Raw genomic sequence first — 1,310 nt, 5'->3', positions numbered from 1 at the left:
TTCTGCTCGGCCAGTGCCTGCGGGGTTGTTATAGGACTGATGCAGGGTCGGCTTACCCGGTTCTAGCGATTCTGCTGCGTGGCGGATTTCCTCCATGACTTCTTCGTAGGTCGGGCCGGTGGGACCTGGGCTGTCGGCACTGGTGAAGGTGCGGGTATTGTTCGGGATGCAACTAGCAGAGGAAGGGCTTCGGGGACTTCCGTGATCTACAGGAATGCCAGATTCAAGCGACATATTTGTGAACTTGAATGTTCCTATTCTTCCGTCTTTGGTTGTGCATGACATAATATTGGGATTTTCGTTGGCGTAGGTAACTTTTACGCCGTTTCCCTGATTTACCGTGGAATAAGTATATTGTTGCTGAATTTCCTGGTTGGCATTATCTGCACCTGTATTTTTCTCATCGTAACCATCTTGACTGCCTCGCGAAGTAGTTGTTTCAACTTCGATTTGGCAAACTTTAGCTGATGTGTCAGAACAAGGCGCAGTAATAACGTATGCATCAACGTTAGTGGTACCGCAAAATCCTAGAATGCAAGATAGAGAAAAAATCCCACTGCATTTTATTATTTTGTTCATTATTTTAGTCTTCTACCTGTTCGTAACCGATAATTTTCCATGAAGAGTCGGAGTACTTAAATTCAAATTTCCAGGTGTCATTATCCTTCTGGATATTTCGGTTTCGGTGCCATTCTCCGGTAGGCTCCACAAGAGTTATATAATTCCACTCGCGATATGCCTTCCAAAAATAGGTTTCCCCATCCTCAGACCACGGATTTCCATCAGCAACATAGTTGTCAATGCCATCAATAATCCACCCGCCGCGCTTATACAAGTCCTCAAAGCTCTTATATCCCTTAAGTTCACTTTCAAAATTACTGGAAATGTATTTTCGGGATTCCGTAAAATCGCCTACTTGAATTCCGTAATTAGTCCATTTCACCCAAGCATCCATCGTCTTACGGATACCTTCAATAGACTTCTCACGATAGCCCTCTTCAGGGGCGTTAGGCTTCGGCACGTTCTGAGCAGGGCCCTTGCCGTCCGCAGGGCGGTACTCGCCATCAGGCGCCTTCGAGCCGCCCGAGTAGCCTCGGACAGTAGAGGGGGTTGCTGAAGCTGATGCAGATTCAGATGCCGCAGCAGAAGTAGATGCCGATTCGCTTGGTGCGGCAGTTGCGGTGGCTGCCGCCTCGTTATTTGCCTGCTGGCCGCATGCCGCAAGCAGGGCCCCCAGGCCCGCAAGTGCGCCGCCGCCCAGCAAGGTACGGCGGTTGAAAATGGTCGAATCCATAGAAGATACGCTCCTA

1 protein-coding gene and 1 pseudogene are annotated in these 1,310 nt (G+C 48.9%); both read right to left on the bottom strand.

Translation table 11 applies throughout. The features are described from left to right. Positions 1 to 579: pseudogene (locus tag HMPREF2765_RS09245) on the bottom strand (hypothetical protein); the annotation flags it as partial. Positions 580 to 583: 4 nt separating this feature from the next. Continuing rightward, positions 584 to 1,294 carry a DUF6318 family protein gene (locus HMPREF2765_RS01960; RefSeq protein ID WP_070599605.1) on the bottom strand — a complete coding sequence of 237 codons (711 nt, stop codon included), beginning with the start codon at positions 1,292 to 1,294 and terminating at the stop codon, positions 584 to 586. Positions 1,295 to 1,310: the final 16 nt, after the last annotated feature.

It is taken from the genome of Rothia sp. HMSC062H08, from assembly GCF_001810775.1.
Classification (GTDB): Bacteria; Actinomycetota; Actinomycetes; order Actinomycetales; family Micrococcaceae; genus Rothia.
The sequence above is the reverse complement of the archived record's forward strand: the minus strand, read 5'-3'. Positions and strand labels throughout refer to the sequence as shown.

Excerpts from the sequence above, each read along its gene's own strand:
- HMPREF2765_RS01960 (WP_070599605.1), bottom strand. The coding sequence starts at position 1,294 with ATGGATTCGACCATTTTCAACCGCCGTACCTTGCTGGGCGGCGGCGCA.